The organism is Janthinobacterium rivuli (assembly GCF_029690045.1).
Taxonomy (GTDB): Bacteria; Pseudomonadota; Gammaproteobacteria; order Burkholderiales; family Burkholderiaceae_D; genus Janthinobacterium; species Janthinobacterium rivuli.
In genome coordinates, this window is record NZ_CP121464.1 from 5,155,221 (window position 1) to 5,177,626 (window position 22,406).

Genomic DNA, 22,406 nt, shown 5'->3' on the forward strand with positions numbered 1-22,406 from the left:
TTACAAGCTCCCTGCAAGGGGATTTTGCATGGCACCCCCCATGCGGGGCCGGCTTTTGGTGTATGCTGGCGGCATGAATAATGACACCGACATCCAGCTCAGCGGCCCCTTCAAGGCCACCGACGGCTCCGGCCGTGCCCACGACATCAAGGCCATCCGCATCTTCGACGAAGGCTACGGCATCATCGACGTCTACGTCGATTTCGCCGCCCCGCTCGAAGCGGGCGCCTACAAGGACAAGACCCTGGTCGACCACATCCTGGCCCGCCTGCGCAGCCTCGGCTACGTGGGCCCCGACTTCGGCCATGGCGACCTGGGCTTGCAAGACAAGAAACTGATCGTTCTGGAAGCGCCCGAGGAATTCTCGGCCTTTGCCGTGAGCAAGGGCTGGAAGGATCTTTCGGCCGAGTTTGACGAAGACTGATCCTTTACCTTTTCAGCCAAAACGCCGCGTCTGTATTTGCAGAGGCGGCTTTTTTTTAGCTAAAAAAGTAATTCAATGCACAGGAAGGCAATACTAGTACAGTAGAATCACCAGGCATTCTTGTAATATTCAAATTCTTGAAGGAGCCTGGCTATTTCATCAGAAAATACACAGTCCGTGACAGCATTTCGCCATCAAGCTGTCGCTGATCGCCAGGTTGACGAGCTCATCGGCATAATCAAAGGCGTACTTGCAGATAACGTGGTCACGCAAGGCGAAGTGGAGTTTCTGTTAGCTTGGATGGAAGCCAATCGTAAAGTGGCATTGCTCTGGCCAGCCAAAGCCTTGTATCCACGTCTGGCTGCTGCGCTTTCTGAGGGCGCCATGCAATCAAACGATGCCACGGAAATACTCATCCTATTGAGAAACACCATCGGTAGCACAGTTATTCCAGACACACATGATCCCTCGGCGCAACCGAGTACACGTTTGCCGATAAACAACAATTCTCCCGTCACATTCAAAGGGAAATATTTCTGTTTCACAGGAACATTTCAGTCTGGTACACGCTCGTGGTGTCAAGCACAAATCGAGCAACGTGGCGGCATCTGCCTGAATGGGATCACCAAAAAACTCAATTATCTAGTGGTTGGTGTCACCGGCAATGAGAACTGGCTGCATTCGACGCATGGCAGAAAAATAGAAAAAGCGATTGCATATCAGGAGTCAGGTTGCGAACTCACCATTCTGAGCGAAGAGCATTGGTATAGCCACTTGCACAACGTAGAATCTGCTGTAAGTGTGTCAGAGGGCATTACAGTCGCCACAACTGTAAATACAATCGCCATTGCAAATGACATCATCCCCATCATTACGGGGGAGGGAAAGTTCGGCATCGAGGTGGCAGGAGTATTTACGCATCAGGAACAAATAGCCAGAAGCATCATTACCTATGGTGAAGAGTTTGCCAGCAATAGCTTACCCGCCCTTCTGCGCCGGCATCCCGATGGTGCGATATCGGTAGAAATGTCCGGCAGTATCACTGGTTACCTGTCCAAGTACATTGCCCGCGATTTTCACGCCGCACTCGTCGCTGGCGACCTGAACGAATACTCAGTATTTGAATGCTGTGCCCGCATCCTATTACACAATGGCTTGTATCAGATATGGCTGGACCTGCCTGAAGATGAATAAAAGGCAGCCAACCATTAATCATGCATGGAGGTAAAACAACCTCATGCCTTAAACCTCGCAGTCATCAGCCATCGATTGCTTGCGTTAAATAGCGCGCACTCCACGCGGCGATGACGTTGGCGACGTAGGCCGCGTCATCGCGCCCCGTCAACAGATGGTCGGCGTCGTCGAGCGAAACGAAGCTTTTGGGGTGCTTGGCCGCCGTAAAGATATCCATCGCATTCGACAGGCTGACCGTCGTGTCGTTCGGCGCGTGCATCACCAGCAGGGCTCGGCGCAGGCCGGCGATGTGCTCCTTTAAACTGTGGCTGCCCGCGTCGTCGACAAATTGCTGGCGGATGCGGAAAGGCCGCCCTTCCAGCTGCACCAGCGCTTCGCCCTCGGCGGCGATTTTTTCCAGGTGGTCGCTGAACATGCGCGTCACGTAGGCGGGCGTGCTCGGCGCGGCCAGGGTGGCGATGGCGGTCGCTTCCGGCACTTGCGACGCGGCGGCCAGCACGGCGGCGCCGCCCAGGCTATGGCCGATCAGCAATTGCGGCGCGGCGTGCCTGGCCCGCAAAAAGTCGGCGGCGGCGACCAGGTCGTCCACGTTCGACGAGAAATTCGTGGCGGCGAACTCGCCCTCGCTGGCGCCCAGTCCCGTGAAGTCGAAGCGCAGCACGGCGATGCCGTGTTCCGTCAAGCCTTGCGCGATGCGCCGCGCGGCCAGCACGTCCTTGCCGCAAGTAAAACAGTGGGCGAACAGCGCGTAGGCGCGGATGGCGCCGTCGGGCGCATCGAGGCGCGCCGCCAGCACATGGCCATGCGCACCGGGAAAATCTTGCCGGGTGGATTTCATTGTCTCAGATCAAAGCTGCCGCGCAGGGCGGCCGATGGCGCATTGTAGCGCCGTCCGGCCACGGCTGTTTTAGCCACGCGATGGGATGTCGACACCCTTGATGACGGCAGGCCGGGCCAGGAAAACATCCAGCACGCGCTGCACGTTCGGGAAATTGCCAAAACCGACGAGGTCGCCTGCGCCATAGAAACCCACCAGGCAGCGCACCCACGGGAAGATGGCGATGTCGGCAATCGTGTACTGCTCGCCCATGATCCAGTCGCGGCCCTGCAGGCGCTGCTCGAGCACGCCCAGCAGGCGCTTGGCTTCGCCAAGATAGCGCTCGAGCGGACGCTTGTCTTCGTAGTCCTTGCCGGCGAATTTGTGGAAGAAGCCCACCTGGCCAAACATGGGGCCGATACCGCCCATCTGGAACATCAGCCATTGGATCGTTTCATAGCGCAGGCCCGCGTCCTGCGGGATGAACTTGCCCGTCTTTTCTGCCAGGTACAGCAGGATGGCGCCCGACTCGAACAGGGCCAGCGGTTTGCCATCGGGACCGTCCGGGTCGAGGATGGCGGGAATCTTGTTGTTCGGATTGAGGGACAGGAAGGCGGGCGACAGCTGGTCGTTCTGCTCGAAGCTGACCAGGTGCGGCTCGTACGCCAGGCCCAGCTCTTCCAGCAGGATGGAAACCTTGATGCCGTTCGGCGTGGGCAGCGAATACAGCTGCAGGCGCTCGGGATGCAGTGCAGGCCATTTTTGGGTAATGGGGAAGTCGGAAAGTTGGGACATAGAAATCCTTATTGAAGTGGTTGACGCGGCGCAAGCAAGTATAGCCAAGCATGGCAATTTCAGCAGGACAGCGCATTTAGCCAAACAAGCCATGCAAAAACCAGCGCGGCGCGGCGTCTTCCGCGCTGCCGGCGATGCGTTCGCGGTAGACCCAGTAATGGGCGTGGTCGAGGCCTTCGGCAATAAAATAATCGCGCGCCTGCGACTGGCCCCACCAGCCCGCTTCGATGCGCTCGGCAACGGACACCATTTTCAGGGGCGAGCCATAAAACGGCCGGTGCTCGCGCATCAAGAGGGCGATGGGCTGGGCCAGCAGCCAGCCGGGACGGGGCATGCCGGGCAAGCCGGGCGGCAAGTCGGGCACCGTGTTCCTGCCGCCTGGCTTGGCCGGCAGCGGCAGCCACTGGTTGGCCGCTTCGGGGCGGTAATCGGCGCGCGGCGCGGCCTGCAAGACATTGTCGCTCCCCAGGCGCGCCACCAGCAATTCCAGCAAGCGCTGGCGCTCCTGCGGCGTGCCGCCCGGCTCGGGGAACAGGCTGTCGCTGGGCGGCGCCATCGGCTGCACCTGCAGCGCTTCCAGGGTCAGGCCGATCACGGGCGCCTCCAGCGCCAGCTGCGCCAGGCGCTCCTTGAGCAAGCGCACCAGGTGCTCGTCGCGCCAGACGGCCTCGCCCAGCGCCAGGTCGATGACGGTGGGCGGGCGCGCCACCCTGCCCCGCTCGTGCGCCAGCAGCAGCTGTATGCGTTCGACGGCGAATTGCCGCGCGCATAGCCAGCCCGTCATTTGCTGCAGCAGGCGGCGCGCGCCGAACAGCAGCGCGTCGGCCTGCTCCACGCGGTCGAACAATTCCAGGCTGGCGCGGAACGTGGGCGGCGCCTCAATCCACACGAACAGTTCCGTGCTGTGGCCATGCGCGTCGTCGAGCATGGCCAGCAAAGCCCCGCCGCAGCGGCGCTGCAAGCCGGGCCGGGGCAAGTGGCGCAGCTGCCCCAGGGTGCGGCAACCGATGCCCTCAAACCAGTCCAGGTAAGGGCGCGCGGGCGGCAGCAGAGCGCACGGCAGGCGGTCGAGGCGGCGGGTGAGGCTTTCCATGCCAAGCACGCGGCGCCGGCGCGTGCCGGCGCGCGCCAGCAGCCAGGCGCCGCGCGCCGTGGGAGCGCACGACAGCTGGGCCGTGTAGCCAAGCGCGCGCAAGCTGGCCGCGATCTGCCGGCACAGGGCGCGCACGCCGCCAAACAGGCGCAGGCTGGCGCCCGCGTCGACGAGCAGGGTCGCTTCCTCGCCCTGCGCCACCAGCGGCGAATATTGCAGCAGCGCCAGCGCCACCGCTTGCAAGGCTTGCGCTTCCAGTTCAAGCGAGCGCTCGTGCAGGCGCGCCTGCGGCGCCAGCATCAACGCACCGGCGCGGCGCATGCCCGGCTTGATGCCGGCGGCCAGCGCCAGCGGCGACACGGCCATCACTTGCTCCTGCTCCAGCACTACGCCCAGATGGTCAGCCGACCAGCGCGGGCAAAACACTTCGAGCGGGAGCCGGGGCAGGCACAGGCCGATCCAGAGTCGCATGGCGTGGCAATAATGAAGGTGGTTGCAGGGGCAGGAACAGGGGCGCGTCGCGCTGCGGTCCCCGGCGCTTGATGAAGCCGATCTCGATGCCGCCGGCGGCCGGGCGCACGGACAGGCGCAGCGGCGCCGGCGACGCATCCTGCGCGCCGTGCAGCGGGCGCAGCATGCAAAACAGGGTGTTGCCGCCTTGCGCGGCCAGGTGCAGGCGGCGCAGGCTGTCGGCGCGCACGTGCTGCTGCCAGAACAGCAAGGCGCCGCAACTGCCGCTGCGCAAGATATTTTCAGCCGCCCACAGGGCATCCTTGCTGCTGGCGCTTTTGAGCCACAGCAGCTGCGACGGCGCCAGTCCCTGCGCGGCCAGGGCCAGCGCCTGCGGCGGATGGGGCGGCTGCAGCAGCACGATGGGCAAGCCCTGCAGTTGCGCCAGCGCGGGCGCCAGCAGGCGCAATTCGCCGCTGCCCGGCTGCTGCACCAGCAGGTCGATGAGACTGCCGCTGGGCCAGCCGCCGCCGGGCAGCTGCGCGGACAGGGCGGCAAAGCCCGTGTCCAGGCAGCGCGTGGCGCCCTGCCCCAGCTGCGATGCGCGCCATAAAGACGGGTGCAAGGCTTCCGGCGAGGCCATCAATTGAGAATGTTGCATCATTGAATAGATAGATGAATACTGTATGCATATACAGTACTATCCAGCCCCGTTTTTGGCAAGGTTTATCTCACTGCCGCAACCGCAGGGGCCGCTCCGCCATGTCCGAAAAACCCCGTTTTTGGCATCGATTGCTGTACCATAAGCACTCTCCTTACCGCTCGGCAATGCACCGGGCGGCTTCCTCCGTCCATAAGGAAACGCATTTGACCACCATCCAAATCATCAGCGCCATCGTCTTCGGCCTTGCGCTCATCCACACTTTTGCCGCCAAGTCGTTTGAAACCTTGTCGCGGCGCCATCCCCGCCATGCGGGCCTGCTGCATTTGCTGGGCGAAGTGGAAGTCGTGTTCGGCTTCTGGGCCTTCATCCTGATCATCATCATGGCCTTTGTCTCGGGCAGCGATGCGGCCATCGAGTATGCCGAGTCGCGCCATTACACGGAGCCGCTGTTCGTCTTTGTCGTCATGGTCGTGGCCGCCTCGCGCCCCGTGCTCGACGCCGTGCAGCGCCTGTTGAAAAGCGTGGCGCGCGTGATGCCGCTGCGCACGGAACTGGCCCTCGTCTGGCTGGGCCTGGCGCTCGTGCCCTTGACGGGCTCATTGATCACGGAACCGGCCGCCATGACCCTGGCGGCGCTGATGCTGGCGCCGCAAATCTTTCGCCCGGGCATTCCTGAATGGCTGAAATACGGCGCCTTGGGCGTGCTGTTCGTCAACGTTTCCATCGGCGGCACCCTCACTTCGTACGCGGCGCCGCCCGTGCTGATGGTGGCCACCACGTGGAACTGGGACAGCGCCTACATGGCCAGCCATTTCGGCTGGAAGGCCGCCATCGCCGTGCTCGTCAACGCCACGGGCGTGAGCATCCTGCTGCGCAAATACCTGCACAGCAACACTTCCGACATCAAGCCGAAAGCGGGCGAGGTGGAAGCGCCGAAAGTACCGCTGGCCGTCAGCCTGGTGCACATGATCGTGCTGGCCGGCGTGGTGACCCTGGCGCACCATCCCGTGCTGTTCATCGGCCTGTTCCTGTTCTTCCTCGGCTTCGTGCAGGCGTATGAGCGCTATCAAAGCCCGCTGATCCTCAAGGAAGGCTTGCTGGTCGGCTTCTTCCTGGGCGGCCTGGTGGTACTGGGCGGCATGCAGCAATGGTGGTTGCAGCCCATCGTTTCCAGCCTGAAGCCGCTGGCCCTGTTCTTCGGCGCCCTGGGCTTGACGGCGATTACCGACAATGCGGCCCTCACTTACCTCGGTTCACTGATCGTCGGCATGACGGACGAAGCGAAATACATGCTGATGGCCGGCGCCGTGGCCGGTGGCGGCCTGACCGTCATCGCCAATGCGCCGAACCCGGCCGGCGTGGCCCTGCTGCGCCGCGGTTTCAAGGATGAATCGATCGGCGCCGTCGGCCTGCTGGCCGGCGCCCTGCTGCCAACGGCCGTGTCTGCCGTAGCCTTCCTGGCCCTGTAAGCTGCATCACGGGGCGGCTGCCGGCCGCCCCGTTACCCTTCAGCATCCTTCCTCAGCTACCCTCATACACAAGAAAATGCAGCCGGTCATAGAACAGGCTGTAGGCGTAGTCGAACGTGCCCACGCTGCGAAACCCCTTGTGCAGATACACTTGCAGCGCTTCGCTCTTTTCCCACACCGTCAGGGTGATGCGCGCACAGCCTTTGCGGCTGGCCAGGTCGCGGATTTCATGGAACATTTGCCGGAACAAGCCTTGGCCCCGGTATTTCTCGTCGATGGCCAGGCTGCTGACGAAACAGTCGTCGGCGCGCGCATGCGCGAGCACGAAGGCGTCATACGCATCGTCAAGCGCCTTCATGTCGTCGCGATAATATGACACGGCGCCGCAGGCCTGGAACTCGTCCATCGTCGCGGCCGTGAAGAAGCCAATGAAACGCCCGTCCTCGTCATGCAGGCCGTGGATGTGTTCCAGATACGGGTCGATATTTTGCCGCCGCTGCAATTCGACGAACTGCAGATTGAGTTTGTTGCCGAACGAGCAGTATTCAAGGTAGCTGGTGGCAAACAGCAGTTTCGCCATGCGGTTCTTCGTCTCGTCATCCAGCAGTTCGCCCGGCACCAGCGTGAGCGGCGCATGCGACAGCAAGTCCGCCTGCGCCTCGTCGCCTGGCGGGGGCGCATCGCCGACGGCCGGCATGCGGCTGCCGTGGCGGCCCACCGTCGGGCGCCAGAAATTGCCGGCGGTAATCTGCTGCGAACGGTGGGCCAGCAGGTAGCGGCAAAAGACGGCATTCACGCGGTCCAGCTGCGGGTCGTCCGACAGCACCGAGTAATAGTGAAAATGATCGATGTCGGCCCGCAGCTGGGCCGCATACGCCATGCGCGGCACTTCCTCGATGTCGAACACGTCGACGATGTCGGGCAGGCGCAAAGGGTCATCGAGCCGCCAGTCGATGTCGTCGAGCCGCGCCACGCAGCGCGCATATGCGCGCCGTTCCTCGTCGCTCAAGGGGATGTGCATGTCGGTAATGATATCGTCCAGCAAGCGCATGCCGCGGATGCCGCCCGCCACCGCTTCGCGCGCGCCGTCATACAGCACGCAATAGCGCTGGTAGAACTCGGCATGGCTGAGCAGGGTCACGCCCAGGTTCTGCTTCCATTCCGCATAGAACTGGCCAAACAGCTGCGCCTCGAATTGCGGGCAGGAACGGGGAACCTGCGCATCGATACCCGCATAGGCGAGGTTCACATTGCGCTGGATCACGCGCAGCGCCGCATCGTTCTTCTTGGCGATCAGCATGCCCGTTTCATCGAGAAACAGATTCATCCAGCTGACATGCCGGCGCTCTTCTCCCTCGCCTTCCCTGCCCTGGAAATAATCGGGCACTTCCGGCTTCATCAGGAAAATCGTCGCCGGATTGTGCGGCACCGTATCGACATCCATATACATGCCGCCGTATTCGCACATGATGAGGATGCGGAAATAATCGGACAAGGTGGCGAAGTAGCGCTGCGTATGCAGGGTATCGAGGATGCCGAAGCGGGCCGGCGCGAAATCGAGCGCCAGCGCGCGCAGCGAGTTGATATGCAGGGTCGTGCCGCCGATGGCGTAGCGGCCTATGGTGTAGCGCCCGGCGCCGCCCGTGGGGCTGAAGCGCTCGTCATTGCGCAGCTGCTGCGCATCCCACACCCACAGGATGGAGACGTACGGCGCGCCGCCGTTGTAGCGGACTTCCTCCAGCGCCGCGCCCCACTGCCAGATCGCTTCGGAAGCGATGGCCGGCAAGGGTCCGCCCATCCAGATGCGGTGCAGGTAGCGCTCGTCGTCACCCAGCGCGCGCGTGGGGATGCAGCTGAGCGAGGAACAGCTTGCCGCGTTGAAATGGTTAAAGTTCAGGGCGACGAAGCTGCGCAGGGCCGCGATGCCCGCCTGGTGCTCCACGGCCAGTTGCTCCAGATCGCTGCCAGCGGGCCGGACATCGGCCAGGGTGATGTAATCGAGTTTCAGCCGGTTGATGCGGAACTCGTATTCCAGGTTGAAAATCTTTGCTTGATCGTGTTTCGAGGCCAGGTCATCTATTTTCATGGGCGCACCATTTTCCGCAGGAGAGTGTCAATGAACTTCGCAGGAGGTAAAACAAAGTCGAGAACAGGCGCATCGTTGCGCCTTCAGTGCCGGGCCAGCCGCACCCCGCTTTCCCGGCGCCCCGCCATGCCCCGCGTAAACAGCAGCAGGCAGGCCGTGATGGCCACGATGACGGGAATATTGAGCAGCGCATACGTTTCCAGCGCATAGCCGAAGCGCTGGCACAGCACGTTGTACAGCTGCAGCCAGGCGGACAGATAAATGCAGTACAGCAAGCTCATGGCGGCCGTCGTCAAGGTCATCGACTCCTTGCTGGCCGTGATCGCGCTGCGTATCAGGGCGCCGTTGAACAGGCCGAAGCCGATGGAATAGACAAACATGCAGGCGGCAAACACGTCGACGTGATGGCGGCCCGCGCCGGCGCCCAGCATGCCGGCGGCAGCGATCAGCCCGCCCAGGCGCAGCAGGGAGACGAGCGGAAAATCCTGGCGCAAACGCTGGATGGCGATGCTGCTAAGGACAAAGCCCGACAAGATCACGCATTGCAGGGCGATATACGTGGCGTACGAGGCGCCCATTTCCTGCAGCACGAAAATGGGCGAAAAGCCGATCCAGGCCGTCAGGGGCACGGTGGCCAGCCCGGCCGTGAACATGCCGAACATGAAGCGCCCGTTGCTGAAAATGGCGACATAGCTGCGCACGATGGCGGCCAGGTCCGGGCGCGTGACGGCCGGCGCAGCGCGCGGCATGGTCTTGAACAGGCCCAGCAAGGACAGCAGCGCCAGCAGGCCAGAGAGGAAAAAGACGTAGCGCCAGTCCAGCCGGCTGATGATGGCGCTGCCGAGGATGGGGCCGGCCAGGGGCGCGAGGATGGTGGTGCTCGACAGGATGCTGCTCAGCTTGACGGCGGCCATGTCGTCGAACAGTTCATGGATCATGGCATAGCCGACGAAGATGAAGCAGCAGCCCATGCCCTGGATGAAACGGGCGACGAGAAATTGCTCGATCGAGGCGGTCAATGGCACGGCCAAGGTGGCCAGCAGGAACAAGGTATTGCCGGTCAGCACGAGCTTGCGCTTGCCGATGGTGTTGGCCAGGGGCCCCAGGAAAATCTGCAGGGAACTGCCGCCCAGCAGATACAGGCTCAGGGACAGGGGAACGAATTTTTCCTTTGCCTGGAACTCGCCGACGATGCCCAGCATCGCCGGCATGATCATGTCGTTCGACAAATAAATATTCAGTTCAAAGACGAGGAAAAACGCAAAGAACCACAGCAACTGCTTGGACTTGATGGACATGGCGCGTTCCGTAACGTGGGTGGCTGCCGTCAGTGCGTATCTGCCGTCGGGGCATGGGGCGGCAGACACGGATCACACTGAAAACGTGTACCAATTGTATACCAGTTCGTATTTTTAGCGCCTGTTTTTGTGATTTTTAAATACCGCAGCAATACCACTTTGTAAAATTCATGCTGCTGCGACATTGGGAAATCTGCGCTGGAAAGGGCGCGGCCAGCGTGCCGGCAGGCTGGCCGCGGCCCTGCGGGGAAAGGAAGAACGATGCGTACCAGTGCCCGCGCACCGTTGCGGCGCGCGGCACACTGGCTTACCGGCGGCGGTGGCTGGCGAAGAAATCGAGCAGCATCTTGCTGGCGTCGGGCCTGGCCTTGTCGTTGAATGGCAGGCTGGCGTCGCCGCCGCTCCACGCGTGCTCGAGGTGCTCGACCTGCGCCACGCGCAGCAGCACATCCTTGCCCACCTGATAATCGTGCAGCGCATACGCATGCGCCGGATTACGCCCGCCCGCCGCGCCGCCAGGCAGGCGCTGCGCCGTCACCACGGTATCGAACGGCAAGCGGTTCACGCGCACGCTCTGGCGCACCAGTTGCGTCTGGTTGATGGGGCGCACCACCTTGTCGGCCAACCCTTGCAGCAGGATGGTGGGCAGGCGGGGAAACGCCGGCTGGCGCGCCAGCACTTCATCGATGGCCGCGTCGGCGCGGGCGGCAGCGCCATGCTGCATCACGCCCAGCGCGCCGATCAGGTTATGCCCGGCGCCAAAAACGGGCCCGGAATGCAGGCCCAGCGCCGCGAACAGATGAGGATGGTTCAGGGCCACGATATGCGCCATGCCGGCGCCGGCGGAAATGCCGCAGATATAGATGCGCGCGCGGTCGATCGCATAGCGGGCCGCCACCTGCTCGATGGCGCCGACGATCAGGCGCACGTCGCCGCCCCCCTCCTGCGTCAGCTTGTCGTACCACTTCCAGCAGCGGCGCGCATGCGAACGCAGCGATTGCTGCGGATACAGCACGGCATAGCCCTTGCGTTCGGCCAGGCGGTTCATGCGCGTGCCGTCGGCAAACTGCGTGGCGCTCTGTTCGCAGCCGTGCAGCATCACCAGCAACGGCCGCCCACGGCTGCGCATGGCGGCGCTCGGCGCCTTCTCGGGCAGGTACAGAAAATATGGCAGGCGCCGGCCCGGCAACTGGCCCAGTTCCGGCAACGGCGCATAGTGGGCGGCCAGCCACTTGCCCGGTGGGGGCGCCGTTCGCTTGCGCACGCGCGGGGGCGACAGGGGCGTGGCAAAGGGCGCCAGGGCGGGCACGGCGTCGCTGGCGGACCTGGCGCGCGGCTTGGCGATTGTTTTGGCCTTGGTCTTGGCCACGGCCTTGCTGCGGGGTTTGGCCTTGGGCTTGGGCTTGGCCTTGGCCGGCACGGGGCCGAACAGCACCTTGGCCAGCTTGGTCGCCGTGCGCTGCTGCGCCTTACCGGCGCGCAACAGCCCGCGCAGCCATTTGGTGGCGGGCTTTACCATGGCGCGCGGCGCGCGTGTCGTTGTGGAGCGTACCGCAAGTTCATCCCTCTGCAGCGTTGCATCGTCAGCATGTGCGGCCTCCTCCTTGGAACGCATAGAGTACCGCAATTGGCTGACAGCACCGTACGTTGGCACACCGATAAAAGTGCCACTGGCACTATTGAGGCAGATCAAACGCTACATAGTGCGTATGCTTACTCTGGATGTTCGATCAGCACTTCACACGAGGAGAGAACACCATGAGCTATCTGGACCGCGACATCCTGGGCATGTACCGCAACCACGACGGCCCGGGGCCGGCCCTGATGGGGGCCGATACCCTGATCGGGGACGATGTCTACAATCACGACGACGAGGAACTGGGCGACATCAAGGAAATCATGCTCGACATGCGCACCGGCCAGATCGCCTATGCCGTGCTGTCCTTCGGCGGCATCATGGGCATGGGCGACAAGCTGTTTGCCGTGCCCTGGGAACGCCTGACCCTGGACACCGTCAACAAGCGCTTCCTGCTCAACGTCGACAAAGACCTGCTGAAAGACGCTCCCGGCTTCGACAAGAACAACTGGCCCGACATGGGCAGCGAAGCGTGGAACCAGCAGATGGAAGCGTTCTATGGCAGCAGCACGCGCTACGGCAGCGGCGCCATGGCAGGGGGCCACATGCCCTCCGGCAGCGACCTGCGCAGCGGCGCCAGCCTGCAATCGGGCAGCGAAGGCAGCATGTCCGGCAGTTCCATGAGCGGCAGCCGCGCCGGCACGGGCGGCAGCCAGAGCGACCTGGGTTCGCGCTCATCGCTCAGCGATGATGATGATCTCAACAAGCGCACTTGAGAGATCAGGTGGAACGTAGGTCGGGTAGGATGGATTAGCGGAGCATGTTGCTGCCCATCGTTAGCGTCAAGGCGCCTCTAGAAACCGTAGCGAGCAAGTTCAATATCGCGTTGAGTAGCGCAACCGTACTCTGTACGGGGGCGCCGAGCCGGTGAGCAACGCCGACGCGATAGTGAGCTGCGCAGTAGGTTTATAGAGGTGCCATCACCGTTGCATCGACTCCCATACTTTCTGCAGGCGCTTGGCCGACACCGGCATCGGCGTCCGCAACTCCTGCGCAAACAGCGACACGCGCAGCTCTTCGAGCATCCAGCGGAAGTCGACGAGTTTCGGATCCGTGTTCTTGCCGGCCTGGCGGTCCTTGGCCTGGCGCAGATACGGCGCGGCGGCCGATTGCCACTCGGCCATCAACTTGGTGTCGCGCGTGGGGTCGGCGCGCAGCTTTTCCAGGCGCACATTGATCGCCTTCAGATAGCGGGGGAAATGCGCCAGCTGCGTGTACTCGTTTTCCGTCAGGAAGCGTTTATGCACGAGGCCCTGCAGCTGCGACTGGATATCGGTGGCCGCCGCTGCAGGAATATTCTGCAGACGCTTCGGCAAGCCGTGGAATTCCGTCAGCACTTGCGACAGCAAACGGGCGATTTCATTCACCAGCAGAACCAACCGCGACTTGCCCTCCGCCTGGCGCTTGGCGAATGAAGCGGCGTCCAGCGGCAGCGGATCTTGCAGGCAGGCGATGTCGAGCGCCTTGTTGATGATTTGCTCGCGCAACTCTTCCTGCGAACCGAGAGCCATGAATTGCATGCCCATCTGCTGCAAACCCGGAATGCTTTTCTCGACGTATTTGATCTGCTCCTTCATTTGCAGCGCGAACAATCGGCGCAAACCGATTTTATGCGTGCGGGCGGCCACGGTCGGGTCGTCAAACACTTCCAGGTCGCAATGCGTGCCCTTGTCGACCAGCGCGGGGAAGCCGATCAGGGTCAGCTTGCCCTGCACGATTTCCAGCAACTCCGGCAATTCGCCGAAGGTCCAAGCCGTCAAGCCCATGTGCTGCGAGACGGTGGCATTGCCTGACGCCGGTGCGGCCGCAGCGGCTGCGCCCTTGACCGGCGCGCCGCCCTTGCCTGCCGCCGCGTTGGCGCCCTGCGCTTGCGCTTGCAGCCGCGACGCCACTTGCGCGCCCGCCACCTTCGCACCGGGCGTGCCCGTGCCCGACACGCCTGACACTTCGGCCAGTTTCTGGAAACTCTGGCGCGCCTGGCCGCCGAATTCCGCTTGCAGAGTGGCCAGGTTGCGGCCCATGTCCAGCTGGCGGCCATGCTCGTCGATCACCTTGAAATTCATGAAGTGATGGGCAGGCAGGGTTTCCGGCTTGAAGTCCGTCGTCAGCACATTGATCGTGATCTGCGTGCGGATGTCGAGGATGATGGCGTCGATCAGGTCACCGCGGCCAAACACGCCCGCTGCATGCACGCGCTCGCAAAATTTCGCTGCGTAATCGGGCAGCGGCACACAATGGCGGCGCAGCTTTTGCGGCAACGATTTTAATAGCAGATGCACTTTTTCCTTCAGCATGCCCGGCACCAGCCATTCGCAGCGTTCGCGCGGCAACTGGTTCAGCGCATACAGCGGCACGGCCAAGGTCACGCCATCGCGCACGCTGCCCGGCTCGAAGTGATAGGTCAGGCCCATTTCCAGGCCCGTCACGGACATGGTTTTCGGGAACAGGTCCGTCGTCACGCCAGCCGCCTCGTGGCGCATCAGCTCTTCGCGATTCAGATACAGCAGCTTCGGATTGTCGCGCGTCGCCTCTTTATGCCATTTCTCGAAACCGGCGCCATTGCACACGTCCGCCGGCAGCAGCTTGTCGTAGAAGGCGGCGATCAGTTCATCGTCAACCAGCACGTCCAGGCGGCGCGATTTATGTTCAAGGTTTTCAATATCCTTGATCAGTTTATGGTTGTGCGCAAAGAACGGCGCGCGCGTGTCGAAGTCGCCGCCAACGAGCGCGTCGCGGATGAAGATTTCGCGCGCTTCCGGCAAGTTGAAATTGCCGTAGTTGATGCGGCGCTGGCTGTACACCACCAGGCCATATAAGGTCGCCCGTTCGGACGCCGTCACCTGCGCCGAGCGTTTTTCCCAGCGCGGCTCGCCCCACGATTTCTTCAGCAAATGCTCGCCGACCTTCTCCAGCCATTCGGGCTGAATTTGCGCCACGCAGCGCGCGTACAGCCGCGTCGTGTCGACCAGTTCGGCCGCCATGATCCACTTGCCCGGCTTTTTCAGCAGCGAGGAACCGGGCCAGATATGGAACTTGATGCCGCGCGCGCCCAGATACCCGGCACCCGGCTCGTCCTCGCCCTTGAAGCCGATATTGCCCAGCAAGCCGGTCAGCAAGGCCATGTGCAGATTGTCGTAGGTGGCCGGCGCTTCGTTCAGGCGCCAGCCCTGTTCCTTGACGATGGTCAGCAGCTGCGAATGCACGTCGCGCCATTCGCGCAAGCGCATCTGCGACAGGAAATTCGTGCGGCAATTGTCTTGCAACTGGCGGTTGGTTTTCTTGTGCTCGATGGCCGATTCGAACCAGCGCCAGATTTTCAGGTAACTCAAAAATTCCGATTTTTCATCGGCGAATTTCTTGTGCGCCTCGTCGGCCGCCTGCTGGTGTTCCATCGGGCGGTCGCGCGGATCTTGCACGGACAGGGCCGAGGCGACGATCAGCACTTCCGTCAGACACGCGTTATCGAGCGCGGCCAGGATCATGCGGCCCACGCGCGGGTCGAGCGGCAGCTTGGCCAGCTTGTTGCCCAGCGGCGTGAGTTTGTTGACCTCGTCGACGGCACCGAGTTCCTGCAGCAATTGGTAACCGTCGGCGATCGCGCGCGCCAGCGGCGGCTCGATGAAGGGGAAGGTTTCCACGTCCGTCAGGTGCAGGGATTTCATGCGCAGGATGACGGCCGCCAGCGAGGAACGCAGGATTTCCGGTTCCGTGAATTTCGGGCGCAGCAGATAATCCTGCTCTTCGTACAGGCGGATGCAGACGCCATCGGCCACGCGGCCGCAACGGCCGGCGCGCTGGTTGGCGGCCGACTGGGCAATCGGCTCGACCTGTAATTGCTCCACTTTATTGCGGTAGCTGTAGCGTTTCACCCGCGCCAGGCCAGCATCGACCACGTAGCGGATGCCGGGCACGGTCAGCGAGGTTTCCGCCACGTTGGTGGCCAGCACGATGCGGCGCGCATTGCTGGTTTTAAACACGCGCTCCTGCTCCTCGGCCGACAAGCGGGCGAACAGCGGCAAAATTTCCACGTGCGGCGGATGGTGCTTGCGCAGCGCTTCGGCGCAGTCGCGGATCTCGCGCTCGCCCGGCAAGAACACCAGCACGTCGCCCGAGCCGATGCGGCACAGTTCTTCCACGCCATCGACGACGGCATCCATCAGGTCGCGCTTTTCGCGCGCAGCTACACGTACATTCGCCGTCCGCTGGCCAGGTTTGTCGGGGTTGGCGGCACCGGGCATGGCCACCTGTTCCCGTTCCACGGGACGGTAGCGCACTTCCACCTGGTACAGACGGCCCGACACTTCGATCACGGGCGCCGGTTTTTCCGGCGTGCCGAAATGGCGCGAGAAGCGTTCCGCATCGATGGTGGCCGACGTGATGATGATTTTCAGATCGGGCCGGCGCGGCAGCAATTGCTTCAGATAGCCGAGCAGAAAGTCGATGTTCAGGCTGCGTTCGTGCGCTTCATCGATGATGATGGTGTCGTAGTTTTTCAACAACGGGTCGGTCTGCGTCTCGGCCAGCAAGATACCGTCCGTCATCAGCTTGACGGACGCGCCACGGCTCAGGGTGTCGGTAAAGCGCACCTTGAAACCCACCGTTTCGCCCAGCGGTGTGCCCAGTTCCTGCGCAATGCGCTTGGCCGTCGACGAGGCGGCGATACGCCGCGGCTGCGTGTGGCCGATCATGCCCTTCTGTCCCCGTCCCAGCTCCAGGCAAATCTTCGGCAACTGGGTCGTCTTGCCGGAACCCGTCTCGCCCGAAACGATGATGACCTGGTTTTCCGTCAATGCCTTGGCGATTTCGGCGCGCCGGCCCGAGACGGGCAAGTCTTCCGGATACGTAATCGGCGGCAGCGGATTGCGGAAAGCCTTTTCCGCTTCGCGCGCGGCGCGGGCTGCGTCGCGGCTTTCACGGCTTTCCTGCCCCTCGCGCGGCGGGCGCGCGGCCTGAGGCTTGCCCTGTGCCGATCGCTGCTGCTGTTGCTGTTTCTGTTGTTCCGCGCGCGGCGGCTGCTGCCTTTGCTGGCTCACGGGCGGGCGCTGGCGGCCCTGCGCAGGCGTGGCGGCAGGCGTGGCAACATCCCCGCTGGCGGGCACATTTGCAACGTTGGAAGGAGGGGAAGACTTATTGCTGGCTGAAGACATTGTTTTTTACAGGTATTTTAAGCGCGCACATCGCGCAGCGAATTATAATGCGCTTAATGGAAAACCCTACCCAATTCGTCCAATGGCTGCGCTCCGTCGCGCCCTACATCCACGCCTTTCGCGGCAAGACCTTCGTGGTCGCCTTCCCCGGTGAACTCGTCAGCGCCGGGGCGCTGCAGGTGCTGGCCCATGATTTATCCCTGCTGCATGCGCTGGACATCAATGTCACTGTTGTCTACGGCTCGCGGCCGCAGGTGGCGGAACAGCTGGCCCTGCGTAACGTCGAAGGCCGCTTCCACAACGGCGTGCGCATTACCGACATCGCCGCGCTGGAATGCGCGAAGGAAGCCGCCGGCGAGCTGCGCCTCGATATCGAGGCCGCGTTCAGCCAGGGCTTGCCGAACACGCCCATGTCGCATGCGGCCATCCGTATCATTTCCGGCAACTTCATCACGGCGCGCCCGCTGGGCGTGATCGATGGCGTGGACCTGGAACTGACGGGCATCACACGCAAGGTCGACGCCGAAACCATCCATTCCATCCTCGGTTCGGACGGCCTGGTGCTGCTCTCGCCGCTGGGCTTCTCGCCTACCGGTGAAGCGTTCAACCTGACCATGGAAGACGTGGCGTGCAGCGCCGCCATCGCCCTGCACGCGGATAAACTGATTTTCATTACCGAAACGCCGATGATGGAAGACGCGACGGGCGTGGAAATCCGCGAACTGTCGTCGCACCAGGCCGAAGCCGTGCTGATGGCGGGCTTTCTGCCCGACGCGACGGCGTTTTACTTGAAACATTGCGTCAAGGCATGCCACAACGGCGTCGAGCGCTCGCACATCGTACCGTTCTCGATGGATGGTTCGGCGCTGCTGGAATTGTTTACCCATGATGGCGTGGGCACCATGATCAGCCATGAAAACCTGGAAAGTTTGCGTCAGGCTACCATCGAAGACGTGGGCGGCATCATCAAACTGATCGAACCGCTGGAAGCGGACGGCACTTTGGTCAAGCGGGGCCGCGAGCTGATCGAGCGGGAAATCGATTATTTCTCCGTCATCGAGCACGATGGCGTGATCTTCGGCTGCGCCGCCCTGTACCCGTTCCCTGCGCAAAAGATGGCGGAAATGGCATGTTTGACCGTCAACCCGGAAGTGCAAGCCCAGGGCGACGGCGAACGCATCCTGAAACACATGGAAAACCGCGCGCGCGCCGCCGGCCTGAACAAACTGTTCGTGCTGACCACGCGCACCTCGCACTGGTTCAAGAAGCGCGGTTTCGTGCCGGCCACCGTCGACGATTTGCCGAAGGACCGCCAGCATATGTATAACTGGCAGCGTAAATCGCAAGTATTGATCAAGACCCTGTAAAACTGAAAAAGCCCGGCATGCCGGGCTTTTTTACATTGGAACCGTTATTTGATATTCAACGGCGCAAACGATTTGACCAGGTCATCGAGCGCCTTCAGTTGCGCCAGGAATGGTTCCAGCTGGTCCAGCGGCAAGGCGCTGGGGCCGTCGCAGCGGGCGTTGTCCGGGTCAGGATGGGCTTCCAGGAACAGGCCGGCGATGCCGACGGCCAGGCCGGCGCGGGCCAGGTCCGCCACTTGCTGGCGGCGGCCACCCGATGCGGCGCCACCGGGGTCGCGCTGCTGCAGGGCGTGCGTGACGTCGAAGATGATGGGCAGGTCGTCGCAGGTTTTCTTCATGACGCCAAAGCCCAGCATGTCGACCACCAGGTTGTCGTAGCCGAGGCAGGTGCCGCGGTCGCACAGGATCAGTTGATCGTTGCCCGCTTCCTTGAATTTTTCGACGATATTGGCCATCTGCCCAGGACTGAGGAATTGCGGCTTCTTGATGTTGATGACTTTACCGGTTTTCGCCAGGGCCACGACGAGGTCCGTCTGGCGCGCGAGGAAGGCGGGCAATTGCAGCACGTCGACCACTTCGGCCACTTGCTGCGCCTGCCATGGCTCATGCACGTCGGTAATCACGGGCACGCCGAACGCCGCCTTGACGTCCTGGAAGATGCGCATGCCTTCTTCCAGGCCCGGACCGCGGTAGGAATGGATCGACGAGCGGTTGGCCTTGTCGAAGCTGGCCTTGAACACATAGGGAATGCCCAGTTTTTGCGTCACGCGCACATATTCTTCGCAGGCGCGCATGGCCAGATCGCGCGATTCGAGCACGTTGATGCCGCCAAACAGCGCGAAGCTGCCTGTATTGCTGACGTCGATGCCATGGACTTTCACTGAGGTCATAGGGATTCCATATTGGTTAATTGTTACTACTTGCTTGGAAGAGGCGCAGCCAGCGGCTGGCGCGATAAGGCATCTTACTAGCTGGGGCGGCGCAGATCAAATTTGATCCAGCGCAAGGGCGCGGCAAACGGCGTGTCGCCAGGCCGCGACGGCCCCGCGAGGGCAGGCGCAAAGTGCCTTATAATCACGCTTTATCTCTACACTGATTCAGGAGCACAGATGGCCCGCACGATCCACTGCATCAAACTCAACAAGGAAGCCGAAGGACTGGATTTCCCGCCGTACCCGGGCGAACTGGGCAAGAAGATTTACGAATCGGTGTCGAAGGAAGCGTGGGCTGCCTGGCTCAAGCACCAGACCATGCTGGTCAATGAGAACCGTTTGAACCTGGCCGACGCGCGCGCCCGCAAATACCTGGCCACGCAGATGGAAAAGCATTTCTTCGGCGATGGCGCCGATGCGGCCATGGGTTACGTTCCCCCTACCGAGTAAGTTTCAAGCATGCCCGTGACCACGTCACGGGCAGTTTCACGCCCGCCCCCGCCGTTTCACGGCACTGCCTCCCCGTTTCGTCGCACACCGCTCGCCGCCCACGCCGCCGGCTGGCACAGTACGTCCATCGACAACCTCACTCCAAGGCGGACACCATGTTGCAGCAAATCTTCAGCCACACTCCCCTCTACGTCTGGGCCATCCTGGGCTTTCTCGTCTATCGGGGCGTGCTGGCCAGCCGGGCGCGCGAAGTGACCTTGCGCAAGCTGTGCATCATTCCCCTCGTCATGCTGGCCCTGTCGCTGAGCGGCGTGCATGGCAGTTTCGGCTTCGATGGCGTGGCGCCGTTCGCCTGGACCGCCGGCGCGCTGGCCGGCGCGGCGCTGGCATGGACGCTGGCCGATGCGCGCAAGATCGTCGCCATTCCCGCACGGGCCAGCGTGCGGCGTCCCGGCAGCTGGGTGCCGTTGATCCTGATGATGAGCATCTTCTGCATGAAATATGCGGTCGCCGTGACCGTGGCCATCGCCCCGGCCTATGCCCATGCGCCCGGCTTCAGCGTGCCCGTCTGCCTCGCCTATGGCTGCTTCAGCGGCATCTTCCTCGGCGGCTTGCTGCGCACCGTGGCCGTGTACCGGGCTGTGCAAAGTGAAGGCTGGGGTCAGACCCGGCGGGTCTGACCCCGGATTTCTGCTGCGTATCAGTATGCCAAAGTACGCACGCCTTCCGGCATGCCCAGCAGGCAGATATTGGCGCCGCGCACGGCGAACAGGCCGACGGCGATGACGCCGACGATCTGGTTGATCTGCTGTTCCAGCGCCACCGGGTCGGCAATTTTCAAGCCCAGCACGTCGATGATTTCGCCGCCGTTGTCGGTAATGAACGCTTCCGTGCTGCCGGCCTTCAGGCGCAAACGGGGCGTGCCGCCCAGCGCGGCCAGCTGGCGCGAGACGGCGGCGCGGGCCATCGGCACCACTTCCACCGGCAGCGGGAAAGCACCCAGGGTCTCGACGAGCTTGGAGCCGTCGGCGATGCAGACGAACTGTTTCGAGACCGAGGCAACGATCTTTTCACGCGTCAATGCCGCGCCGCCGCCCTTGATCATGGCGCCGCTGGCCGTGATTTCATCGGCGCCATCGATGTAGACGGCGATCGATTCAACATCGTTCAGGTCGAAGACGGGAATGCCATGGCCGGCCAGGCGCGCGGCCGTCGCTTCGGACGACGCGACCGTGCCCTTGATGGTGTCCTTGATCTTGGCCAGTTCATCGATGAAAAAGTTGGCGGTGGAACCGGTGCCGACACCGATGATTTCACCTTCAACTACATAGGCGATGGCGGCGCGGGCTACGGCTTGCTTCAATTCGTCTTGGGTCATGGCATTCAGGCTAAAGTGAGGAATGGCGCTATTTTAACGGATTGCCGGCCCGGCCAGCCGGCCATCATGACCGACGCTGCGACGCGATACAACAGCTAAACGGGAAAACCTTGCCCTAGGGCAATTGCGCACCCAATTACACTCTATGCCCTCTAAAATATGCGAAAATGAAACGATACACCGATATGACGTTTCAGGAATAGCACATGACTCACAGTAAACAGGTACTTGTTGTCGATGACAGCCGGGTTTCACGTTTGATGTCGCATCAGTTCATCCTCAGCAAACATGCCGACTGGCAAGTGCTTGAGGCGGCGACGGGTGAGGAAGCCCTGGAAAAGGTCAAGACCGTCACTCCTGTGCTGATACTACTGGATGTCAACATGCCCGGCATGGGCGGCATCGCGGCCGCGGAACAATTGCGCGCGCTGTGCCCGCAGACGCACATCATTCTCGTCACGGCCAATGTGCAGAACGCCACGCGCAACCGCGCCAGCGAACTGGGCGTGGGCTTCATGGAAAAACCGATCACGGAAACACGCATCCACCAGCTGATCGAATCACTGGGACTGTGAGCATGGTCAATCTTTCCGAACTCGAGAACGACGCCCTGGTAGAGATATTCAACATCGGGGTGGGCCATGCGGCGGCGGCCATGAGCGAGATCGTGAATGAAGAAGTCACCATGTCGGTGCCGTCGATCACCTTCCTGAACCGTGCCGACGCGGCCGCCTTGCTGGGCAGCAAGAAGGATGGCGAACGCATCTGCGGCGTCAGCCAGCATTACGATGGCGCCTTCGCCACCGAAGCGATCCTGATGTTTCCCGAAGACAAAAGCCTGGAAATCGTGCGTCTGATGGTGGGCGACGCCATGCCGCTGCAGGAACTGACGGAGATGGAACAGGAAGCGATGAGCGAGATCGGCAACATCATCCTCAACTCCTGCGTGGGCACCCTGGCCAACCTGTTCGACAGCGAACTGCATGGCTCGTTGCCCCTGTACCACGTGGGCACCAGCGCGGAAATCCTGTCCTCGTTCGGCGGCCAGGATGATGAAGCCGTCGTGCTGATGCTGCATATCGATTTCGTGCTGTCCAAGCACCAGATCCACGGTTATGTGGCATTCGTGCTCGACCTGTCCGCCCTGCACGACCTGAAGCAGCAAGTGAGCCGCTACCTGGCCAAGGTGCTGGGACAGGCGTGACG

General features: G+C 62.3%; 19 protein-coding genes. 9 read left to right on the forward strand and 10 right to left on the reverse strand.

The window, feature by feature from the left end:
• Positions 1–73: 73 nt before the first annotated feature.
• Positions 74–424: a hypothetical protein gene (locus tag P9875_RS23330; RefSeq protein WP_278316733.1), complete on the forward strand. Its 351-nt coding sequence runs from the start codon at positions 74–76 to the stop codon at positions 422–424.
• Between the two features lie 177 nt (positions 425–601).
• Positions 602–1,618: a BRCT domain-containing protein gene (locus P9875_RS23335; RefSeq protein WP_278316734.1), complete on the forward strand. Its 1,017-nt coding sequence runs from the start codon at positions 602–604 to the stop codon at positions 1,616–1,618.
• Positions 1,619–1,682: 64 nt separating this feature from the next.
• On the opposite strand, the gene P9875_RS23340 is transcribed toward P9875_RS23335, so the two are convergent.
• The 4 genes from P9875_RS23340 to imuA all read right to left on the reverse strand — a co-directional run bounded on the left by P9875_RS23340 (position 1,683) and on the right by imuA (position 5,434).
• Positions 1,683–2,456 carry an alpha/beta hydrolase family protein gene (locus tag P9875_RS23340; RefSeq protein WP_035821224.1) on the reverse strand — a complete coding sequence of 258 codons (774 nt, stop codon included), beginning with the start codon at positions 2,454–2,456 and terminating at the stop codon, positions 1,683–1,685.
• Between the two features lie 69 nt (positions 2,457–2,525).
• Positions 2,526–3,230 (reverse strand): glutathione S-transferase N-terminal domain-containing protein, encoded by a 705-nt coding sequence (locus P9875_RS23345; RefSeq protein WP_278316735.1) that lies wholly within the window; start codon positions 3,228–3,230, stop codon positions 2,526–2,528.
• Between the two features lie 76 nt (positions 3,231–3,306).
• The gene (locus P9875_RS23350; RefSeq protein WP_278316736.1) at positions 3,307–4,794 is read right to left on the reverse strand and encodes a Y-family DNA polymerase; all 1,488 of its coding nucleotides are present in this window, start codon (positions 4,792–4,794) and stop codon (positions 3,307–3,309) included.
• Entirely contained in the window at positions 4,724–5,434 is a 711-nt protein-coding gene (imuA, locus tag P9875_RS23355; RefSeq protein ID WP_278318866.1) for a translesion DNA synthesis-associated protein ImuA, read from the reverse strand. The genes P9875_RS23350 and imuA overlap by 71 nt, the downstream gene beginning before the upstream one ends.
• 206 nt (positions 5,435–5,640) lie before the next feature.
• On the opposite strand from imuA, the gene P9875_RS23360 reads away from it, so the two are divergent.
• Positions 5,641–6,906, forward strand: a complete 1,266-nt coding sequence (locus P9875_RS23360) for a putative Na+/H+ antiporter (RefSeq protein ID WP_035821230.1) — start codon at positions 5,641–5,643, stop codon at positions 6,904–6,906.
• Positions 6,907–6,958: 52 nt separating this feature from the next.
• Here P9875_RS23360 and P9875_RS23365 read toward each other — a convergent pair whose 3' ends face one another.
• From P9875_RS23365 to P9875_RS23375, 3 genes are all read right to left on the reverse strand, one after another.
• Complete coding sequence (locus P9875_RS23365; RefSeq protein ID WP_278316737.1) at positions 6,959–8,992, reverse strand: GNAT family N-acetyltransferase; 2,034 nt, start codon at positions 8,990–8,992, stop codon at positions 6,959–6,961.
• Between the two features lie 83 nt (positions 8,993–9,075).
• Positions 9,076–10,290: an MFS transporter gene (locus P9875_RS23370; protein WP_278316738.1), complete on the reverse strand. Its 1,215-nt coding sequence runs from the start codon at positions 10,288–10,290 to the stop codon at positions 9,076–9,078.
• 307 nt (positions 10,291–10,597) lie between these two features.
• Positions 10,598–11,809, reverse strand: coding sequence for an alpha/beta hydrolase family esterase (locus tag P9875_RS23375; RefSeq protein WP_278316739.1), 1,212 nt, complete (start codon positions 11,807–11,809; stop codon positions 10,598–10,600).
• 239 nt (positions 11,810–12,048) lie between these two features.
• Between P9875_RS23375 and P9875_RS23380 the strand changes: the two genes are divergently transcribed.
• Positions 12,049–12,642: a PRC-barrel domain-containing protein gene (locus tag P9875_RS23380; protein ID WP_278316740.1), complete on the forward strand. Its 594-nt coding sequence runs from the start codon at positions 12,049–12,051 to the stop codon at positions 12,640–12,642.
• A 204-nt stretch (positions 12,643–12,846) separates the two neighbouring features.
• Here P9875_RS23380 and hrpA read toward each other — a convergent pair whose 3' ends face one another.
• Positions 12,847–17,025: an ATP-dependent RNA helicase HrpA gene (gene hrpA, locus P9875_RS23385; RefSeq protein ID WP_423221801.1), complete on the reverse strand. Its 4,179-nt coding sequence runs from the start codon at positions 17,023–17,025 to the stop codon at positions 12,847–12,849.
• 104 nt (positions 17,026–17,129) lie between these two features.
• On the opposite strand from hrpA, the gene argA reads away from it, so the two are divergent.
• On the forward strand, positions 17,130–18,440 hold the full coding sequence (argA, locus tag P9875_RS23390; protein ID WP_046685875.1) for an amino-acid N-acetyltransferase: 1,311 nt from the start codon (positions 17,130–17,132) through the stop codon (positions 18,438–18,440).
• Positions 18,441–18,484: 44 nt separating this feature from the next.
• On the opposite strand, the gene kdsA is transcribed toward argA, so the two are convergent.
• Positions 18,485–19,330: a 3-deoxy-8-phosphooctulonate synthase gene (kdsA, locus tag P9875_RS23395; protein ID WP_034750794.1), complete on the reverse strand. Its 846-nt coding sequence runs from the start codon at positions 19,328–19,330 to the stop codon at positions 18,485–18,487.
• Positions 19,331–19,549: 219 nt separating this feature from the next.
• Between kdsA and P9875_RS23400 the strand changes: the two genes are divergently transcribed.
• Complete coding sequence (locus P9875_RS23400; RefSeq protein ID WP_034750797.1) at positions 19,550–19,822, forward strand: oxidative damage protection protein; 273 nt, start codon at positions 19,550–19,552, stop codon at positions 19,820–19,822.
• Between the two features lie 155 nt (positions 19,823–19,977).
• On the forward strand, positions 19,978–20,502 hold the full coding sequence (locus tag P9875_RS23405; protein WP_278316742.1) for a DUF6622 family protein: 525 nt from the start codon (positions 19,978–19,980) through the stop codon (positions 20,500–20,502).
• A gap of 20 nt (positions 20,503–20,522) precedes the next feature.
• Here the strand turns inward: P9875_RS23405 and rpiA are convergent, their stop codons facing one another.
• A complete protein-coding gene (rpiA, locus tag P9875_RS23410; RefSeq protein WP_176390113.1) occupies positions 20,523–21,200 on the reverse strand; it encodes a ribose-5-phosphate isomerase RpiA in 678 nt (225 codons plus the stop codon).
• A gap of 206 nt (positions 21,201–21,406) precedes the next feature.
• Between rpiA and P9875_RS23415 the strand changes: the two genes are divergently transcribed.
• Positions 21,407–21,775 (forward strand): response regulator, encoded by a 369-nt coding sequence (locus P9875_RS23415; RefSeq protein WP_035821243.1) that lies wholly within the window; start codon positions 21,407–21,409, stop codon positions 21,773–21,775.
• Positions 21,776–21,777: 2 nt separating this feature from the next.
• Complete coding sequence (locus tag P9875_RS23420; RefSeq protein WP_034786994.1) at positions 21,778–22,404, forward strand: chemotaxis protein CheC; 627 nt, start codon at positions 21,778–21,780, stop codon at positions 22,402–22,404.
• Positions 22,405–22,406 lie beyond the last annotated feature (2 nt).